The 243-nt window shown below is 62.1% G+C and carries 1 protein-coding gene; it reads right to left on the bottom strand.

Annotated features, from left to right (window positions below):
- Window positions 1-26: 26 nt before the first annotated feature.
- Window positions 27-243, bottom strand: a 217-nt coding sequence (locus ACPYOM_RS23590; protein ID WP_481347844.1) for a DUF2878 family protein, incomplete at its 5' end; no start/stop codon positions are given.

Genomic DNA, 243 nt, shown 5'->3' with positions numbered 1-243 from the left:
GCCAAGGCCCTCGGAGGTGTGTATGGCTATATCATGCAGAGCGACCTGCCCGCCGCCAGCAGAAGCCAGACATAAACCGGTGCGGCGAGAAGTTGCATGGCACCGAGCTGCATGCCGAGGTAATAGGCCAGCGGGCCGCTGACCGCGCCGACAGGCATCAGCCAGTACCATGTCAGCCGTAAATAGCCGAGTAACCACAGCCACCAGGCGCTGAAGCCCAGCCATAACGCCATCATCCACGGC

Source organism: Monashia sp. HAY1-2A (assembly GCF_056755315.1).
This window is presented reverse-complemented; position numbering and strand designations above follow the sequence as displayed.